We start from the raw sequence: 16,444 nt of genomic DNA, 5'->3' as shown, positions 1-16,444 counted from the left end.
TGATCCTTGAGGCAAAGGCGGTCCCGACATCGGCAAAGTGCTGGCTGGTATCGACGCCACTTTCGGGCGAGTTGGTTTCGAAGCCGGGCCATTGCCGCAGTGGCTTTACAACCGCCTCACGAGCGCAGGCTTGCCCGCAGTCTGCATTGAAGCGCGACATGCCAAGGCGGCGATGGCGGCCATGAACCGCAACAGGAATGACCTGTGTGGATGGCTCCTGCATTGCAAGATATTTTCGTGGTTTCAGCGGCGCTTTGGTCAGTACAGTTGTCTGTCCGGCCTGTTTTCGTGGCGGTCTGCCACTGGCCCTGATAATTTCCGCAAGCGAGGTTCCAATCGGCTCTACGGCCTCATAGGGCCACGGACATTCCCGGAGTTTCCTGGCTCTTGGTTGACTTGATTCCGCATCATCACGTCATTCGTCTTGCATCTCTGGCAGGTTATCCGGTCAAGCGGCCGGCTGCCGGTAGTCTTCCAGTCGCGTCAGCATTACCCAGCTTGCACGAGCCGCCTTGTTCGCCATGGCAACGGCCGCAAGACGAACCGGTTTTTCGGCCAGCATTTTGGCGGTCCAGGTACCGGCGTTTTCAGGACTCCGTTTGGCCATCAGCATGCGGGATGTCATGCCAGCGATCAGGAGTTTCCGGGTGCAATGGCTCCCCTTCTTGGTGATGTGTCCGAGGCTCTCCTTGCCGCCACTGGTTTTGTTGAGCGGAGTGAATCCCAGCCAGGCGGCCAGATAGCGTCCGGTTCTGAACTGGTTGGCATCGCTGATCGCCGCCGCGATTGCAGATGCCGTGATCGGACCGGTCCCTGGCACCTGCATCAATCGCCGCGCATCGGCATCGCGCCGGGCGTGGCGTTCAATCAGCCTGGAGAAACCGTCAATGCGGGCGTTGAGCCCGAGGAGTTGGCAGCACAGCGTGCCGAGGCCCCCACTCGCCAGCTCAGGCATACCGGGATGACCGCCTTCGAGATGGCGTTTTGCAAAGGCAGTAACAGCCCCGGCACCGGTCGGAAGAACATGCCCGAATTCACGCAGCAAGCCGCGGATCATGGTCGCGGCCCGGGTTCTCTGACGGACAACAAGGCCGCGGGTGCGGTGGACCGCCAACAGGGCCTGTCGGTCTTCCGTCTTTATCTCGGCAAATCTCATCGCCGGGCGGCGCACAGCTTCGCAGATTGCCTCCGCATCGGCTGCGTCCGGCTTTCCGCGCTTCACATTTGGCTTGACGTAAGTCGCTGTCATCAAAAGGACTTCATGCCTCAGCTTGCGAAATTGACTGCCCCGATGATGAGCCGAACCGCAGGCCTCCATGCCGGCCATGCATGACGGCAAGCTCTCAAAAAATGCCAGCAGTCTGGCGCGCTTTTTTTTGCGGTTGAAAACCTTGCGGCCCGTCTCGGAAATTCCATGAACCTGAAAAACATCCTTGGCCAGATCGAGACCTAGGGTTTTAACTGTCATTGGGAGGCTCCTGTCCCAGCAGTTCATGACAACTGCATGATGGCGCATCACGACGCCGGTGGAGCAGGAGCCATCCACTCCATCGGCAATGACGCCCGGTCTCTGGCGCAATTCATCCGCTCGGGCTGGTTCAAGCCTGTCCACGTGCAGTCGACGGTGAGCCAGGAGATGCGCACGCTCCTGATGTCGCGCGAGTTTTTCGTCAACAAGCTGCACGACCACGAGAACGAGATCCGCGGACTTCTGCGCCCATTCGGGCTGAAGGCCGACCGTATCGCGGCGGGGGACTTCGAGGCCCGGGTGCGTGAACTTGTGGAGGGGCGCCCGAACCTCGAGCTCTGTATGTCCGCATTGCTTCGCCGGTGCACCGAGATGCAGACGCAACTTGCCGAACTCCACAGGGCGCTTTTGCGTCTCACCGCCAACGACGAACTCTGCCGCGGGTTCATGATCATCCCCGGAGTTGGCCCGGTCACGGCTCTGGCCCGGTCACGGCACTGGCCTTCAAGGCGACGATCGACGACCCGGGGCGCTTCCGGCGCTCGAGTGATGTCGGAGCTCACCTTGGCCAGACACCGAGACAATACCAGTCTGGAGAGACCGGCGTGAGGGGGCGCATCAGCCGGTCCGGCGATGCCTTCACTCGCACGGCGCTCTTCACTGCGGCCCACGTCATGCTCACCCGCTCGCGCCAATGGACGTCGATCCGGGCCTGGGGCTTGAGGATCGCAAAGCGGAGCAGTCTGAAGAAGGCGAAGATTGCGGTGGCGCGCAAGCTCGCCGTCGTATTGCATCGCATGTGGCGCGACGACGCCCCTTTCCGCTGGGGAGCCGCTGCATGGTCTGACCCCGAAGCCCTGGCGCCAGTTCGCCCAGGGCTTTGGCAAGGGTCCCATCAGGGACGGGGATCAGGCGAAGGCCGCACGTATGCCTGGCGCTGCTTCTGCGCGCAATCTCGCAAGCCCGCCGATTAGCATGGTCCGCCTCACCTTCGACCGCCAACATGCGGCGCGCCCTGCGACGGGCCGGCCGCGGACAGAAGCATGGCCCCATGACGGAACCGAAGCCGATCACACTTGACCAACAGCCCCCGATTACAGATCGCACTCCAGGCGAAGACGGCCTTTGAATCTTTCCACGAAGCCGTTTTGCACAGGCTTGCCGGACGCGATGCTATGCAATTCGATCCGCTGTTCGGAACACCACGCAGGATGGCGTTGGAAGCCAGCTCCACTCCATGGGACCATCCTGAGTTTTGTGCCCTGGCGTGATAGCTCAATTTTGAGGAGACCCACGGCTGCGCATAGACAAAGACCTGTTGGACCGGCTGATTGAAGGGCGTTCGCCCGGAGACCTTTTTCGGCAAGGAAGGTATTCTTTCCGAACGGACTAAGGCGATTGCGGAACGTTCGCTGAGCACCGAGTTGGACGAACATCTGAGCGAAGAGCGGGCGCAGGAGCCGACTGAAAGCCAGAACCAGCCCGCCAGTCGCCGCAATCACTGCCCGGCAGTGCATGTTTACATGCACGAGAGGGGCAGCAGCCAGAAGACTGTGACCACGGACGCCGGCAAGGTAGTTCTGGACTTTCCGCGCGACCGGAACGGGACTTTTGACCCGGTTCTGATCGCCAAGTATCAGTGCCGCTTTCCGGGGGGCGACACCAAGATCATCCACTGCCAGGCAGGGCACAGCGCAGCAATGTCCCGCGAGGGAGCGTGCCCGTCCGCGGCATGACGACCCGGGAGATCCAAGGCCACATCGAGGAGATCTACGGCTTTGAAGCGTCACCCAGCCTGATTTCGGCCATCACCGACACCGTGATGCAGGAGGTGACGGCCTGGCAGAACCGCCCGCTTGAGTCCTGCTATCCGGTGGTGTTCATGGATGCGATCCGGGTCAACATCCGCAGCGACGGCGCGGTCTCGAACAAGGCGGTCTTCGTGGCCCTGGCAATCTTGCCGGACGGCACGCAGGACGTTCTGGGCTTGTGGTTCCAGGCCAATGAGGGGACCAAATTCTGGGCCAAGGTGCTGAGCGGTCTGCGCAACCCAATCGTCAGGGAAACGATCCCTCAGATCGTTTCCTGACCCTCCTCATACGTTCAGGACATTCTGATCGCAATCATGCCCGCCCATGGTTTGCAGGCAATCCACTGGCGGGGAATAGACGGCCCCAAGGGCTCCCCCCAGACCATCCGCTGCCGAGAGGAGAGGCGGCCTTCCCCCGAACCCAGGTCCAGACCTGTATTGCCAATCTGCTGCGCCATTCCAAAAGCTTTGCCAGCTACAAAGACCGCAAGGCCGTCGCCGCGGCTTTGAAGGCGGTCTATACGGCCGTTGATGCCGCGGCGGCCGAAGCCGCGCTAACCGAATTTGAAGCGAGCGATTTGTCAAAGCGCTATCCGGCCATAGCGCCGAGCTGGCGGCGGGCCTGGAACGAAGTCATTCCATTCCTCGACTATCCGTCCGAGGTGCGCAGGCTGAGTTACACGACCAACGCCCCTCTCGGCAAATTTGCTTCGCAAACCGCTTGCCGGGCAATGATTGAAGCGCTGAACTCGAAATTCCGCCGTGCGGTTCGAACCTGCGGCCATTTCGCCAGCGATGAGGCGGCGGCCAAATTGATCTATCTGGTGCTGAATGCTGCCTCAGCGGAGTGGAAGCGCTCAGTGCGCAAATGGCATGCGGTGAAAAGCCAGCTCGCCATCATGTTCCAGGAACGCTTCCCATTGGCGTAAAAAAAGGCGCCAGGGCACAAAATTCCGCACAGTCTCCGCTCAATTGTTGCTGACGATCATACCGGACTTTCCGCAGCGCCTGATCAGGGCCGTCAGCTCACGCGCCGCACGGCGCCCCGTGATCGAAGTGTCCGGGATCGCCACGAGGCACTCCCGGGTGCCTTGCCTGTCAATGGCGACGTCAACATGGGGTGCTTTGTGAGTGTCAACGCCGATGATTACTGGATGAGTGGTCTTCATAGTGCCCTCGTTACTCAGAATGGCCAGGCACCGATCCGAGGGGACAGGACTGTGATGGGGCGTCCCCGTCAAGCTCCTATAAGGGCACATCCCGCCAGTTACCGGGGCGACTTGACGGTCGACACGTCGCCACAATGACACGCAGTCAATCGTAGTATGGGTCAGGCCATCAAACCGCAATACCATATTCACAGTCGCAGCAGTTTCCCTTACCGCTCATCCACTGCCCGGCGGTGCATGTTTACATGCATGAGAGAGGACACTTTGACGCCATGCTGGCGCAGCAGCATCTGGTAGTCGTGCGAACAGTACTGGGCGGATTCAAACGGTCGTTGCAACGGTTCCGAATTGGAGGTTGTGATGACAAACCGCAAACGCGCATCAGAGCGCAGCACACGAGGTGAACTGCATTCACCGGGACGGCCACGGGCGGCACTGCGTTCCCAGCAAGTCATGTTTTGGCAACTCGTCAAGCAAGGCGTTTCCAGCGAGGAATCTGGCGTGCAAGCTGGCGCGTCTGCCCCAGTTGGCAGTCGTTGGTTTCGGGAGGCCGGAGGCATGCCGCCATCCAAGTTTGCAAATGCATCTCAGCCGCTTTCCGGCCGGTATCTGTGTTTTGCTGAGCGCGAGGAGATCGCCTTGTACAGAGCGCAAGGCTTCGGTGTCTGTGCGATTGCAAGGAAGATTGGACGATCCGCCTCGACCGTTTCCCGGGAACTCCGGCGGAATGCAGCGACACGCTCAGGGGGCTTTGAATATCGCGCGGCAACAGCGCAATGGCATGCAGATCGCGCGGCACGCCGGCCAAAGCTAACAAAACTGGCGCAGAACGACGCCTTGCGGCAGTATGTTGAAGATCGGCTCTCAGGTCAGCTCTCAGGTCAGCTCTCTGGTCCAAACGGGAACATCGTGGCCGGTCCTGACGTGTCTTGGACGAAGAGACGGTCTGTGCGCCGGCAACATCGCAGATGGGCAACGGCCTGGAGCCCTGAGCAGATCGCCCGCCGTTTGCCTTTTGATTTTCCGGATGACCCGATGATGCGTATCAGCCATGAGGCCATCTATCATCCCTTGTTCATTCAAGGCCGTGGTGCGCTGCGGCGGGAGTTGGTTGCCTGCTTGCGTTCCGGACGGGCGCGACGTGTCCCGCGCGCGCGGCGAAAGGGCAAAGGCAAACCGTTTGTGTCTGATCAGATCATGATCAGCGAACGCCCCGCCGAAGCAGAAGACCGCGCTGTGCTAGGTCACTGGGAAGGCGATCTGATCCTCGGCCTGAAGAACTCGGCGATCGGCACTCTGGTGGAACGCAAAACACGGTTCACGCTCCTGCTGCATCTGTCCCCGATGCCCGGCCATGGTGCAGCTCCGCGCAAAAAAGAACGGCCCCGCGCTTACAGGTCGCGGTGCTGAGGCTGTTCGAGGCGCCATTGCCAAATCAATTCAGAGCCTTCCAAGCCGCTTGTGCAAATCACTCACATGGGACCAGGGGGCTGAGACGGCACAACATGCGAAGCTGAAGACAGATACGGGCATCCAGGTGTTCTTCTGTGATCCTCAAAGCCCCTGGCAGCGCGGCAGCAACGAGAACACCAATGGCCTATTGCGTCAGTACTTTCCCAAGGGCACGGATCTCAGTGTACATGATGAGAATACCCTTGATGCCGTCGCATACGCCCTGAACAACCGGCCTCGAAAAACGCTCGGATGGAAAACGCCCGCAGAGGAGTTGGAAGAAGTCCTGTCATAAAATATCAATCAACCGTTGCGACGACCGTTTGCATCCGCCTTGCACGCCGCGGTCGCTATGGCGGATGCAGCCTTTTGGTGGCGCACGAAAGGCAATGGCCATGTACAGGGTATGGATTGCCAGATCGCGCTTCATCCGATTGTTCACAGTCCAACCGACGAAACGGCGGAAATGTAAATCCAGGATCACGGCCAGATACAGCCATCCCCCCGCGTCCAAACATAACTGATGTCACCAGCCCATTTCCGGATTGGCTGGCCTGCTATGAGAGGTTGCCCCTATTTTTGGGCCAGTTTTCCGCCTGGCTAAGCTAGATCATTGGTTTCATGTCAGGCGGCGTCATTCAGGTTCTGAGGCGGCGTATCTTAGGCCGCGCCCGGCGTCAGCAGCCTATATTGATGAGTGCGGGCGCTTTTCGGCGCAGTATCTGATCCAGGCGCCGATCCCGATGCGGGCCTCCGAGCCGGTCTCGAAGGCATTCAGGTAGGCGCATTTGTACTTCAGCGAGCGCCAAAGCCGCTCGATCAGGCGATTTTCGATCCAGCGGCCGTGCCCATCCACCGGGATCTTTACCTTGGCAGCCCGCAGCACGCTGGTGAAATCTGAGCTGGGGAACGGGGAGCCCTGATCAGAGTTGAATTTCTCGGGCGGGCAGCGCCGGGCCAGTGCTTCCTTCAAGGCCTCGATGCAGAACCCGGCGATCCTCGTGCCGGATAGCCGCCAGATCAGCACTTTGCGGCTGTGCCAACCCATTGCCGCGGCCTGTAAAGGCCCCGGCGCATGGGTATGCAGGTTGCATCAGTGCACCAGACCTGATTGGGGCGGTGATCGCCAAGCCTTTGGACGCCGTACTTTTTGGCCAGTTCAACCGTCGTCAATTCTTCACGGATAGCTTAAAGTGCAACTTTGGCTTCGAACTCTGCCGAAAAGCGTTTCCGCTTCGTCCACTGTGGTCGTTCCTTCGTCAGTCGCTACAGCTTGGCCACTGGTCCAAAATCCTGCGACCATCTCTTATAGCAAACCCCATGTGCTGCTTAAAAAAGCACCACATGGGGCTCCACTTCCGTCCCCCACTCCCACAGGGGCCGTCTTGTTCAGCTGAGCAGCACCACCACGATCATCAGCAGGTTCATCGAGGCGAACTGCATCAGCCGCGGCGCCTCATTTCCTTTGGCCGCAGCCATCAGGGCAGCCGATACCGAAGCGGCCAGACCAGCCAGCGCCAGGCTGCCGCCGATAGCTCCGGCAAGGCCGGTTTCCGGTCCCCAAGGAGATCCGGCCAAAGACATTCCCTTGAGGCCGGTGCCGATCAGAATACCAACAATGGCGCCGGCCAGGCTCAGCACAGCACTGCGCGGCTGCCGGGGCAGACGGCTGGCCAGGACACTGTCGATCATCTGACGCGTCGGGACCGCGCTCGGCTGCCAGTCAATCCGGTTGATCCGCTCATCAAAGCTGTTGGTGTACAAGTCATTCCCTCCAGAACTTGAGGGAAGATTCACAAAAATTTAAGGCAAATGCGTGACACTAGCGCGGAGTTAACGGGGCATTAAGGGAACTTACCCACAAGTTAATGAAACGGCGCGTCAGCTGCCCCAGATCTTCTTTACATAGTTCTGGGTTTCCTTATAGGGCGGCACCCCTCCGTATTTCTTCACCGCGTCCGGACCCGCGTTATAGGCCGCCAATGCCAGCCGCCAGGACCCGAATTTGCGGAATTGCCGCGCCAGATACCGCGCGCCGCCCTCCAGGTTCTGCTGCGGCACCGCGGGGTTGACCCCCAGCGCCCTTGCGGTTGCAGGCATCAGCTGTGCCAGGCCCAACGCGCCTTTGTGCGATTTGGCGTTCGGGTTCCAATTGCTTTCCTGCTGCACCAGGCGCAGGAACAGGTCTTCGGGCACACCGTGCTGGCGCGCAGCGTCCCGCGCCAGCTGCAGATACTGGCCGCGGTACTTGCCGCTGTAGGGCAGCGTGCCCGCGGCTGAAGGGATCTGATATGTCTTGGGCTGCAGCCGGGATGAGTTCTTGTACTGGGTGGCCGCGCGGCCATCCAGCAACCTGGTGTGGGCGGAAAACAAATCCCGCCGGTTCTTGGTACTCAAAACATCGGCGGCGGCAGGCTGCCCTGCCCCGACCATGGCAATCACCAACCCCGCAACGGCTTTGCGCATTTCCGCTGTCCCAACACTGTCCCACTTTGCGCAAATATAACCAATACAGAAGAAATTTAAAGCAACACCGGCGCAATCCGTCATCATTGCCGCGCAAACTCCTGCAAAATCATCCCCAGAGAGCTGCTTTCCTCACCTTGCACAGGTCTGTACTGTGCCAATCAAGCAGCCCGGACGGATTCGCGCCGGACCGGTGCTGGACAGGACATTCAGGAATAAAAGGACGGAACCCTATGGCCGGCTCTCTTAACAAAGTCATGCTCATCGGCAATCTGGGCCGCGACCCGGAGGTGCGCAGCTTCCAGAACGGCGGCAAGGTTTGCAACCTGCGCATTGCTACCTCGGAAAACTGGAAGGACCGTAACACCGGTGAACGCCGCGAGCGGACTGAGTGGCACTCTGTGGCCATCTTCAGCGAAGGTCTTGTGCGCGTTGCCGAGCAGTATCTGCGCAAAGGCTCCAAGGTCTATATCGAAGGCCAGCTGCAGACCCGCAAATGGCAGGACCAAAGCGGTCAGGACCGGTATTCGACCGAAATCGTCCTGCAAGGCTTCGGCTCCACCCTGACCATGCTTGACGGCCGCGGTGAAGGCGGCGGCGGCCAAGACGGTGGCGGCGGCGGCGGTTATGGCGGCGGCAGCCAGGGCGGCGGTTACGGCGGCGGTTATGACAGCGGCCAGCAAGGCGGCGGCAGCGGTGGTGGCGGCGGCGGCAATTTCGGCGGCGGCGCGTCCCATAACATCGACGACGACGAGATCCCGTTCTAACAGGCTAGGCTCTCGGAATGTGAAGTTCCTCCGCTTTAGAAACAAAAGCAAAGGGTTGGCATTTGCCAGCCCTTTCACGTTAGGACACCACTGTTTCGTATTTCCCTTTTCATGGAGATGTGCACAATCACCATGACGATCCGCAGTTTGCCCTGTGCACTGGATCAGCCACTTCCTTGCTTGTCGCACAAGATGGCAAGCCATTGATCGCACCAACAGTCTACATCTCTGCCTTTGTGGACCTGCCACGGTTTGATGCCGCTCCTTAGACAACATTTATTGCAACAAAAGAGACAAACTCTGGGTTTGAAACGGACGGACTTATTCCGCCAGGATGAGGTGCCTATTGCACTGACCAGCGGGCTGCCGCGCCTGCCGGTAGTGCAAGAATCGCCTGCCGGGCAGCGCGGCACACGCAAATACCATGATGCAATCGCCGCGCGAGACATCCATGCCGTCATACTGCCCCGAAAAAGTGCCAAGCCTTGGAAGCCCGCGAGCGCCGGAATCTTCACCTGAAACGAGGGGGTACATGCATCGCGATACCTTGACCGCGCCCTATGACGGCGATGGCACGGATATCACTGCCGAAGGCCGCGCCGGGGATAGGAGCCGGGCCGGAAAACGACCCGGGCGATCGTCTCCCGCCGGTTGGACGACTGCATCGGCGGCTCAGTAAATCTGTCATGGCCAATCCGTCATGGCGAGAGATATTCAGCGGCAGGTTGCGAAAATTCACATCCGTATTACCGTTCTAGACCGCAAGACCGCGCTTGGCCTACCTGTCACAGAACTTGTAGAAAAAGTCTGTCCGGGAACAGGGAAAGCACGGCTACACAATCAGGCGCTGCGCCGCCGCCTGCCAAGCCGGTCTGTATCGGTGTGTCCTGAGCGCCCGTCCTTATCCCGCCAAGGACGGCAGGTAGAGAACAATTCCCGGGAAGGCGACCAGCAGCGCAATTGTCACGGCGTCGGCAATGAAAAACGGGGTCACGCCCTTGAACACATCCTGCACGCTCAGATCATCGCGCACGCCGGCCACCACAAAACAATTCAGCCCGATCGGCGGGGTGATCAGGCAGAATTCGGCCATCTTCACCACCAGGATGCCAAACCAGATCGCGCACATGGTGCCGCTCATGCCAAAGGCGCTGTCTGCGGCGGCCACGCTCTCGCCGCCGTTCAGCGCCATCACGGCAGGATAAACCACCGGCAGCGTCAGCAGCAGCATCCCGATGGCATCCATGAACATGCCCAGCACCGCATAGGCCAGCAGGATGCAGATCAGGATCACCATCGGGCTCATCTCCAGCGCAGTGATCCAGTCGGAGAACGCCCCCGGCAAGTCCGCGAAGCCGAGGAAACGCACATAGATCAGCACGCCCCAGATGATGGTGAAGATCATCACCGTCAGCTTCGCCGTTTCCAGCAGTGCCGACTTCAGCTCGGCCCATTTCATACCCTTCAGGACGGCCATGCAGAACACCACAAAGGCCCCCAGCGCGCCGCCCTCGGTCGGCGTGCCCCAGGCGTCGCCGCCAAAGGGGTTGTAGACAAAGCAGATGATGATCACGACGACAAAGATGATCGGCAGCGCACCGGGCAATGCGGCAAAGCGCTGGCCCCATGTAAAGCCTCTGACCGGCGGGCCGACGGATTTGAAGATCACTGCGATGCCGACAATCAGGAGACCATAAACCAACGCCGAGAAGGCGCCGGGAATAAACCCTGCCAGCAGCAGCTTGCCCACGTCCTGTTCGACAATGATGGCGTAAATCACCAGGATTGCCGAAGGCGGGATCAGCGAGGCCAGTGTACCGCCAGCGGCCACAACACCGGCCGCGAATTGTTTGTTATAGCCGATCTTCAGCATTTCAGGGATGGCGATACGGGCAAAGACGGCAGAGGTCGCCACGCTGGCACCCGACACGGCAGCAAAGCCTGCGGTGGCAAACACGGTGGAGACCGCCAACCCGCCCGGCAGCCAGGCGATCCAGCGCTTGGCGGCCTCGAACAAGGCGCGGGTCAGGCCAGCATAATAGGCCAGATAGCCGATCAGGATGAAGGTGGGGATCAGCGACAGCGCCTGTGACGACACTTTGGAGTGCGGTACCTGCCCTGCGATCTTTACCGAGACGGTCAGAGCCTTGCCAAACCGCGCCGGGTCATAGCCGAATTTGGCCCAGAAGATCCAGATCAGGCCGATAAGGCCCGCAAGACCGGCGGCAAAGGCCACCCGCATCCCCAGCACAACCATAGCCAGCAGGCCGCCGGTGACCCACAGGCCGATTTCAATGGGTTCCATCTGCCTTACCCCTGCCCGCTGCCATTGGTGTCATGGCCTGCCAATTGATCCGCCTCTGCCGCCGCCTGTTCCGCTGCGCTGAGCACCAGCGGCACCGCCACAGGCGTTTCCAGCCCCAGTACCAGCGCCCGGCCATAGCCCCAGATCTGCAGTATCAGCCGCAGCCCCAGAACTGCAAAGGCCACCGGCGCCAGCAGTTTCGCAGGCCAGATCGGAATGCCGATGTCGATAGAGCTGTCACGGCTCCACCAGGGGGCGGCAAAATCAAAGGAACGCAGGAAATGCGACCAGCTGCCCCAGACCAGCGCCAGGATCAGCAGCAGGATCAGCAGGACCGAGATCAGCTCAAACAGCCACATGGCCCGGCCCCGCAGGGCACCGACAACAATATCCATACGGATGTGGCCGCCGTCGCGCTGCACATAGGCAATGCCCATGAAGGCGATCAACGGCATGATCTGTTCGATCCAGTCCACATAGCCGGGCAGCGGCGCGTTCATCGCATTGCGTCCGCCAACCGAGACCACCGCCAGGATCATCAGGGAGAACACCGCGATGCCGCTCAAAAGCGCCAGCAGGCGCTCCGCTTTCACTAACCGCTGGTCCAGCCTGCTGATCAAGCTGCCGTCCTCCAGCACTGCTGCGCTGCCTGCCATGCCCGCCCCCGTCTCTATGTACAATCAAAGACAAAAGGGGCCGGACCTGATGCAGCCCGGCCCCTTTTGTGTTGCGTCAGGATCAGCTGCCCGAACGGTGATCGCTGAGGGTCTTTTGCACCAGGTCATAAAGTTCCTGCGCCGGAAGGCCCTGCGCGCTCATGTCTTCGATCCACTGGGCGCGGATCGGGTCGGCAGCGACCTTGCGGAACTCGGCCAGCTGGTCGTCGGAGATGGTGACTTTCTCGACGCCTTTCTCGGCCAGTACGCCGTCCCATTTCTCCAGCAGTGCCCCGTAATTGGCCAGATAGTGGCCGATCGCCTCCTCGACCGAGCTGTCGAGCGCTTCGCGTTCAGCGTCGCTGAGGGCGTCATAGGCATCGGTGTTGACCACCACTGGGCAGTTCACGGTGCCGGGGTTCAGGTTTGCGGTCCACCAGTCTGCGCGGTTGATGGTGCCAAAGGCCAGATGCGCGTGCTGAGCAAAGGCGACCGTGTCCACAACGCCGGATTCCATCGCGTTATACGCTTCGGTTGCCGTCACCGAGGTCGGCACCGCACCAACGGCCGAGAACGCCTTGCCGATGCCGCCGGTGGCGCGCACGCGCATATCCTTGAACTCACCCAGCTCATCACGCGGCTCACCTGTGCCGACGATATTGTACTGCGGCATCGGCGAGGTCATCAGCAGCTTGGCATTCCAGCGCGCCAGATCCGCCTGCACCGCCGGGTGCGCGTAGACCGCATTGGCCACAGCCACTTCTTCGTCCAGCGTGTTCACGCCCAGAAACGGCAATTCCAGCACGGTGATCGACGGGTTCTTGTCGCGGTGGTAGCCGGCACAGAACTGCGCCATCTCAAACGCGCCGATAGAGATCCCGTCAAGGTTCTCCTTGTTCTTCGAAAGCCCGCCATAGCTGATGTTCAGGGTAAATTCGCCGCCGGTCTTTTCACTGACCAGCTCAGCCAGTTTTTCAACATGCTCGGTGAACGCCCTGCGCTTGCCCCACAGCGACACGTTCCACTCGGTCGCGGCGGCCTCGCCTGCCATTGCAATGCCCGCGGTTGCCGCCACAGCGGCGGTCAGAATTCTGTTCATAATGTAACTCTCCCGAATTGCGCCCTTTTCGATCCGGCATCTGACCGGAGTGGTGCGCTTGACGGTCAGGCTAGCGGCACAGATACGCTCTGCCAAGCCCCCCGGAGGGAAAGGTGACGCAGCGACTCGCAGCGCGGTGAAACAGTGGTTCCCAGCTCATGCCGGCACAATATGCCGCAGGTGCAAGGCCGCCGGAAGCTGCGGCAGTAAGCCGCTGCCAGGCCGATAACGGGGATGGAAGCCGTAAACGGCCAATGGTGGAATTTACAGAAAAGCTTATGAAAACATGCGGTGGTATGCGTTTGCATGCGCTATCATTTACAAGCACCTCTGAAAGTCTGAAATTCGTTTACAGATAAACTCTTTGATATCGGTGTTTTATTCACAAATTTTCAATCTGCGGTATTATCTAGCCCCAGGAGGAAACGGTTTGACAGCCACGGCACAGCGTTGTCGTTTGTCTTGCCAATAAAATTTCTGGGAGGAAACCGAATGAACGCGTTGCACGCAGACGCTGTCTATCCGCCGTCCGACGAAACCGTTGCCCGCGCGCATGTGAATGCCGCCAAGTATCAGGAAATGTATGACGCCTCGCTGACTGACCCGGACGGGTTCTGGGGCGAACAGGGCAAGCGCATCGACTGGATCAAGCCTTTCACCCAGGTGAAAGATGTGAACTACAGCTTCGGCAACGTCTCGATCAACTGGTACGCCGACGGCACCCTGAACGTTTCTGCCAACTGTATCGACCGCCATCTGGAAACACGCGGCGACCAGACCGCAATCATCTGGGAACCGGACAGCCCCGAAGAAGAAGCCCAGCACATCACCTATAAGGAACTGCACCGCCGCACCTGCCGGATGGCCAACATCCTGGAATCGATGGGCGTGCGCAAAGGCGACCGGGTGGTGATCTACCTGCCAATGATCCCCGAGGCAGCCTATGCGATGCTGGCCTGCGCCCGCATTGGCGCCATTCATTCGATCGTGTTTGCCGGCTTCTCCCCCGACGCGCTGGCGGCCAGGATCAACGGCTGCGACGCCAAGGTTGTGATCACCGCCGACGAGGCTCCCCGCGGCGGCCGCAAGACGGCGCTGAAATCCAACGCCGACGCAGCCCTCTTGCACACCAAGGACAGCGTGAAATGCCTGGTGGTCAAGCGCACCGGCGGCCAGACCACCTGGGTTGACGGGCGCGACTACGACTACAACGAGATGGCGCTGGAAGCGGATGACTACTGCGCCCCGGCCGAAGTAAACGCCGAAGATCCGCTGTTCATCCTCTACACCTCCGGCTCCACCGGCCAGCCCAAGGGTGTTGTGCATACCTCCGGCGGCTATCTGGCCTATGCCGCGATGACGCATGAGATCACATTCGATTACCACGATGGCGACGTCTACTGGTGCACCGCGGATGTGGGCTGGGTGACCGGCCACAGCTATATCGTCTATGGTCCGCTGGCCAATGGCGCCACCACCCTGATGTTCGAAGGCGTGCCGACCTACCCCGATGCCAGCCGCTTCTGGCAGGTCTGCGAAAAGCACAAGGTGAACCAGTTCTACACCGCCCCCACCGCGCTGCGCGCCCTGATGGGCCAGGGCAACGAATGGGTCGAGAAATGCGACCTGTCCTCCCTTCGCACCCTTGGCACCGTGGGCGAGCCGATCAACCCCGAAGCCTGGAACTGGTACAACGAGGTTGTCGGCGGCGGCAAATGCCCGATCGTCGACACTTGGTGGCAGACCGAGACCGGCGGCCACCTGATGACCCCGCTGCCGGGTGCGCATGCGATGAAACCGGGCGCAGCGATGAAGCCCTTCTTCGGCATCCAGCCGGTGGTTCTGGACCCGCAATCGGGCGTCGAGATCGAGGGCAACGGCGTCGAGGGCGTGCTGTGCATCAAGGACAGCTGGCCGGGCCAGATGCGCACCGTCTGGGGCGACCATGAACGCTTCGAGAAGACATATTTCTCGGACTACAAGGGCTACTACTTCACCGGCGACGGCTGCCGCCGCGACGAGGATGGCGATTACTGGATCACCGGCCGCGTTGACGATGTGATCAACGTCTCCGGCCACCGCATGGGCACCGCCGAGGTCGAAAGCGCACTGGTGGCCCACGCCGCCGTGGCCGAAGCCGCCGTGGTTGGCTACCCGCATGAGATCAAGGGCCAGGGCATCTATTGCTATGTTACCCTGATGAACGACCGCGAGCCGTCGGATGAGCTGCTGAAGGAGCTGCGCACCTGGGTGCGGACCGAGATTGGCCCGATTGCCTCGCCGGATGTCATTCAATGGGCACCGGGCCTGCCGAAAACCCGTTCCGGCAAGATCATGCGCCGCATCCTGCGCAAGATCGCCGAGAATGACTTTGGCAGCCTGGGCGACACCTCGACCCTCGCCGATCCGTCGGTGGTCGATGACCTGATCCAAAACCGTGCGAACAAGGGGTGATTGAGCAATGAATATGGCAGTTCTAACCCGTCCCGCCGTTCTGATCCTGCTGGGCCCTCCGGGGGCCGGCAAGGGCACCCAGGCGCGGATGCTGGAAGAAAAATTCGGCTATGTGCAGCTGTCGACCGGCGACCTGCTGCGCGAAGCGGTTGCCGCAGGCACCCCGGCAGGCCTGGCGGCCAAAGCAGTGATGGAAGCAGGGCAGCTGGTCAGCGACGAGATCGTGATCAACATCCTGCGCGACCGTCTGGCAGAGCCGGATTGCACTAAGGGCGTGATCCTCGACGGCTTCCCTCGCACCACCGTGCAGGCCGCAGCACTGGACGAGCTGCTGGCGGAAACCGGCCAGAAGATCAACGCCGCGATCAGCCTTGAGGTGGATGACGCCGCCATGGTGACACGGATCTCGGGCCGCTACACCTGCGGCGGCTGCGGCGAGGGCTATCACGACAGTTTCAAGCAGCCCGCCGAAGCCGGGAAATGCGACAAATGCGGCAACACCGAAATGAAACGCCGCGCCGACGACAACGCGGAAACCGTTGCCAGCCGTCTGGAAGCCTATCACGCGCAAACCGCGCCGCTGATTGACTATTACGGCGGCAAGGACGTGCTGCAGACAACTAATGCCATGGGCGATATCGCGGATATTGCCCGGGACATGGCGGCCATCGTGACCGAGGCCACCGCCTAACAAACAAGAAACGGGGCCTGCGCCAAACCCGCAGGACCCCGTCTCCCGGACATATGAATACCCGAAGGCACCGCCTTGGCGGACCAGAGGAATTATGCCTGCACGCC

Annotated in this window: 13 protein-coding genes and 5 pseudogenes; 8 read left to right on the top strand and 10 right to left on the bottom strand. The window is 60.6% G+C overall.

The features are described 5' to 3' along the window. Positions 1–448: 448 nt before the first annotated feature. Positions 449–1,468, bottom strand: a complete 1,020-nt coding sequence (locus ETW24_RS08840; RefSeq protein WP_129370686.1) for an IS110 family transposase — start codon at positions 1,466–1,468, stop codon at positions 449–451. Between the two features lie 39 nt (positions 1,469–1,507). Here ETW24_RS08840 and ETW24_RS24775 point away from each other — a divergent pair, with 39 nt between their 5' ends. Next, positions 1,508–2,077, top strand: a complete 570-nt coding sequence (locus ETW24_RS24775; protein ID WP_254695729.1) for a hypothetical protein — start codon at positions 1,508–1,510, stop codon at positions 2,075–2,077. Beyond that, positions 1,966–2,442, top strand: a complete 477-nt coding sequence (locus ETW24_RS25210) for a transposase (RefSeq protein WP_368075960.1) — start codon at positions 1,966–1,968, stop codon at positions 2,440–2,442. Before ETW24_RS24775 ends, ETW24_RS25210 begins: the two co-directional genes overlap by 112 nt. Before the next feature lie 120 nt (positions 2,443–2,562). Here the strand turns inward: ETW24_RS25210 and ETW24_RS25380 are convergent, their stop codons facing one another. Then, positions 2,563–2,715 carry an integrase core domain-containing protein gene (locus tag ETW24_RS25380; protein WP_441328137.1) on the bottom strand — a complete coding sequence of 51 codons (153 nt, stop codon included), beginning with the start codon at positions 2,713–2,715 and terminating at the stop codon, positions 2,563–2,565. 84 nt (positions 2,716–2,799) lie between these two features. Here ETW24_RS25380 and ETW24_RS25375 point away from each other — a divergent pair, with 84 nt between their 5' ends. After that, positions 2,800–3,204: a transposase gene (locus ETW24_RS25375; RefSeq protein ID WP_441328133.1), complete on the top strand. Its 405-nt coding sequence runs from the start codon at positions 2,800–2,802 to the stop codon at positions 3,202–3,204. Continuing rightward, positions 3,204–4,207: pseudogene (locus ETW24_RS08825) on the top strand (transposase); the annotation flags it as partial. The gene ETW24_RS25375 and the pseudogene ETW24_RS08825, both read left to right, overlap by 1 nt. A gap of 42 nt (positions 4,208–4,249) precedes the next feature. Here the strand turns inward: ETW24_RS08825 and ETW24_RS08820 are convergent. Further along, positions 4,250–4,366, bottom strand: a pseudogene (locus ETW24_RS08820) (IS3 family transposase); the annotation flags it as partial. 441 nt (positions 4,367–4,807) lie between these two features. On the opposite strand from ETW24_RS08820, the pseudogene ETW24_RS08815 reads away from it, so the two are divergent. Beyond that, positions 4,808–6,191, top strand: a pseudogene (locus tag ETW24_RS08815) (IS30 family transposase); the annotation flags it as partial. Between the two features lie 9 nt (positions 6,192–6,200). Here ETW24_RS08815 and ETW24_RS08810 read toward each other — a convergent pair. The 4 genes and pseudogenes from ETW24_RS08810 to ETW24_RS08795 form a co-directional block, all read right to left on the bottom strand. Continuing rightward, positions 6,201–6,457 (bottom strand): annotated as a pseudogene (locus tag ETW24_RS08810) (DDE-type integrase/transposase/recombinase); the annotation flags it as partial. Between the two features lie 127 nt (positions 6,458–6,584). Further along, positions 6,585–7,018: pseudogene (locus tag ETW24_RS08805) on the bottom strand (transposase); the annotation flags it as partial. A 270-nt stretch (positions 7,019–7,288) separates the two neighbouring features. Continuing rightward, positions 7,289–7,663 (bottom strand): hypothetical protein, encoded by a 375-nt coding sequence (locus ETW24_RS08800; protein WP_129370684.1) that lies wholly within the window; start codon positions 7,661–7,663, stop codon positions 7,289–7,291. A 117-nt stretch (positions 7,664–7,780) separates the two neighbouring features. After that, the gene (locus tag ETW24_RS08795) at positions 7,781–8,365 is read right to left on the bottom strand and encodes a lytic transglycosylase domain-containing protein (RefSeq protein WP_129370683.1); all 585 of its coding nucleotides are present in this window, start codon (positions 8,363–8,365) and stop codon (positions 7,781–7,783) included. A 233-nt stretch (positions 8,366–8,598) separates the two neighbouring features. Here ETW24_RS08795 and ssb point away from each other — a divergent pair, with 233 nt between their 5' ends. After that, a complete protein-coding gene (gene ssb / locus ETW24_RS08790) occupies positions 8,599–9,132 on the top strand; it encodes a single-stranded DNA-binding protein (protein WP_129370682.1) in 534 nt (177 codons plus the stop codon). 901 nt (positions 9,133–10,033) lie between these two features. Here the strand turns inward: ssb and ETW24_RS08780 are convergent. The 3 genes from ETW24_RS08780 to ETW24_RS08770 form a co-directional block, all read right to left on the bottom strand. Then, positions 10,034–11,437 carry a TRAP transporter large permease gene (locus ETW24_RS08780; RefSeq protein WP_129370680.1) on the bottom strand — a complete coding sequence of 468 codons (1,404 nt, stop codon included), beginning with the start codon at positions 11,435–11,437 and terminating at the stop codon, positions 10,034–10,036. A gap of 5 nt (positions 11,438–11,442) precedes the next feature. Then, entirely contained in the window at positions 11,443–12,093 is a 651-nt protein-coding gene (locus tag ETW24_RS08775; protein WP_129370679.1) for a TRAP transporter small permease subunit, read from the bottom strand. Positions 12,094–12,175: 82 nt separating this feature from the next. Next, positions 12,176–13,192, bottom strand: coding sequence for a C4-dicarboxylate TRAP transporter substrate-binding protein (locus ETW24_RS08770; RefSeq protein WP_129370678.1), 1,017 nt, complete (start codon positions 13,190–13,192; stop codon positions 12,176–12,178). A gap of 492 nt (positions 13,193–13,684) precedes the next feature. Here ETW24_RS08770 and acs point away from each other — a divergent pair, with 492 nt between their 5' ends. Both acs and ETW24_RS08760 read left to right on the top strand, forming a co-directional pair. Beyond that, entirely contained in the window at positions 13,685–15,646 is a 1,962-nt protein-coding gene (gene acs / locus ETW24_RS08765) for an acetate--CoA ligase (protein WP_129370677.1), read from the top strand. A gap of 7 nt (positions 15,647–15,653) precedes the next feature. Beyond that, a complete protein-coding gene (locus ETW24_RS08760) occupies positions 15,654–16,337 on the top strand; it encodes an adenylate kinase (protein ID WP_129370676.1) in 684 nt (227 codons plus the stop codon). Positions 16,338–16,444 lie beyond the last annotated feature (107 nt).

The organism is Leisingera sp. NJS204 (assembly GCF_004123675.1).
Taxonomy (GTDB): domain Bacteria; phylum Pseudomonadota; class Alphaproteobacteria; order Rhodobacterales; family Rhodobacteraceae; genus Leisingera.
This window is presented reverse-complemented; position numbering and strand designations above follow the sequence as displayed.

Excerpts from the sequence above, each read along its gene's own strand:
- ETW24_RS08840 (WP_129370686.1), bottom strand. The coding sequence starts at position 1,468 with ATGACAGTTAAAACCCTAGGTCTCGATCTGGCCAAGGATGTTTTTCAG.
- ETW24_RS24775 (WP_254695729.1), top strand. The coding sequence starts at position 1,508 with ATGGCGCATCACGACGCCGGTGGAGCAGGAGCCATCCACTCCATCGGC.
- ETW24_RS25380 (WP_441328137.1), bottom strand. The coding sequence starts at position 2,715 with ATGGTCCCATGGAGTGGAGCTGGCTTCCAACGCCATCCTGCGTGGTGT.
- ETW24_RS08795 (WP_129370683.1), bottom strand. The coding sequence starts at position 8,365 with ATGCGCAAAGCCGTTGCGGGGTTGGTGATTGCCATGGTCGGGGCAGGG.
- ssb (WP_129370682.1), top strand. The coding sequence starts at position 8,599 with ATGGCCGGCTCTCTTAACAAAGTCATGCTCATCGGCAATCTGGGCCGC.
- ETW24_RS08780 (WP_129370680.1), bottom strand. The coding sequence starts at position 11,437 with ATGGAACCCATTGAAATCGGCCTGTGGGTCACCGGCGGCCTGCTGGCT.
- ETW24_RS08775 (WP_129370679.1), bottom strand. The coding sequence starts at position 12,093 with ATGGCAGGCAGCGCAGCAGTGCTGGAGGACGGCAGCTTGATCAGCAGG.
- ETW24_RS08770 (WP_129370678.1), bottom strand. The coding sequence starts at position 13,192 with ATGAACAGAATTCTGACCGCCGCTGTGGCGGCAACCGCGGGCATTGCA.
- acs (WP_129370677.1), top strand. The coding sequence starts at position 13,685 with ATGAACGCGTTGCACGCAGACGCTGTCTATCCGCCGTCCGACGAAACC.
- ETW24_RS08760 (WP_129370676.1), top strand. The coding sequence starts at position 15,654 with ATGAATATGGCAGTTCTAACCCGTCCCGCCGTTCTGATCCTGCTGGGC.